The organism is Nocardia sp. CNY236, from assembly GCF_000482385.1.
Lineage (GTDB): Bacteria > Actinomycetota > Actinomycetes > Mycobacteriales > Mycobacteriaceae > Nocardia.
Window position 1 is genome coordinate 1 of record NZ_AXVD01000075.1, and the last position, 1,543, is coordinate 1,543.

A 1,543-nucleotide genomic window follows, 5' to 3' on the forward strand; every position below is an offset into this window, starting at 1 on the left:
CCGTGCGCGCGGCGGACCGCGACCTGGTAGCCCTCGATCAGGCGGGTCGCCCGACCGGCCGATCACCTCACCCAGCCACGACGACACTGGTGACCGGCCGCGAGATCGCGCGATCATTCCTCGCCTCCTGGCCAACAACGATCAGTGGTAGCCCACCTCTCGGGCATTCGGACAGCTGAGGTCGCGCTGTTCAGCGACTTTCGTTCGATGCTCGTTGACGGTTTGGAGGTAGATCGTCGGCGGCACGTGTGTTACCGATCAGTTGGCGGGGCGGTGGGCGCGGAACCGTTTCACGTGTCACTGGCCAGCATGCGCTCAGCCTCTCGGGCGAATGCACCGAGGTCAGGGTTGGCTTCAGACGCTGAGGTGCTGTGGTTGGCGGTGTTGAGGACGGCCAGCTGAAGCGTTGGATGCGTGGTGGCCGGCAGCGTGGGGTGCGCTGCCGGCCACCTACTGGGCTAGGCCGCCCTCGGGGACAGGACCGAAGGGTCGAAGGACCTGGAGATGGTCGTCTTCCGGCGGCGGATGTCGACGGTGATCACCGGCATGTCAGGGCAGTAGGTGCGCAGTGCGGAAACTGTTCCACCACAGCGCTTCTCAGGATCACGAACCACGATCACCGCATCTGCGTCACCGGTCAACAGCTGGTCGCGGTCGGCGTAGAACCGGTTCTCATACCACTCGGCGATCACCACCAAACGGTTGAGGCGTTCGAGGATCTCAGCGTGCGCAGTCTTTTGATGCGCAGTCCATTCCCTACCTTGTCCGGGAAAGGGCTGATATCCCCAGGTGTGGAGTTCGGCCGCGATGGCGGACTGAGCCCACCACGTGGGGGGTCCGATCTCTAAACCGGTTAACGCAACCTGGGTTTCGTGGCTATCGCGCAGCTTCGCCGCGAGTCGGTCCAATTCGCTGCGAACCCAGCTCCGGACGGGTCGCTCGATGTCCCGCCGAGGTTGTCCGATGAGTGCGACCCTGGGCCATCGATGTACCGGGTCGTCGCGCAGCGCTCCCCGCACCTGCATCAATAAGCGTCCCAGCATATTGGCACCCACAGCCGAGTACTGGCTAGGTCGCCGGTATCGCCCCCAAAAGTCGTCGGTGGTGGTGGCGATGAGTAGCCGGTCTCCGGTGCCGACCAGAGACTTTCGAATCTCGGGAGTGCGAGTGAACTTGCTCTCCAGGATCGCACGCATTTCAGCGACTTTCACATGTTCCCAATCTGGCCGTACCTTCACCCTATGACCGAGGGCCTTGGCTTCCTCTGGGCTGGGAGCGGCCTGGACCGCTGCTCGAGCGTCCTCGTCGAGACTCATCGCCGCTACGTGCGCATGCCCCGCGGTGCGGTATGCCACCCGATCGTAGATGGCCGCGCCGGGGCCGAAATTCGACAGTTCTGCGTGCTCGTGGTCGAACTTTTTGATGACCATCGGGTGATCGTGATTGTCGTCAGAACTGGGCTGGATCGTGTTCAATGGTGTGTTCCTGTCTGGTGCGAAAGCCCACCCGGTATGGGAGGGTCATCTCCCATACGGGGTGATCG

Annotated in this window: 1 protein-coding gene; it reads right to left on the reverse strand. The window is 63.1% G+C overall.

Annotated features, from left to right (window positions below; genetic code table 11):
* Window positions 1-458: 458 nt before the first annotated feature.
* Window positions 459-1,430, reverse strand: a complete 972-nt coding sequence (locus tag K940_RS31150) for an NADAR family protein (protein WP_051407440.1) — start codon at window positions 1,428-1,430, stop codon at window positions 459-461.
* Window positions 1,431-1,543: the final 113 nt, after the last annotated feature.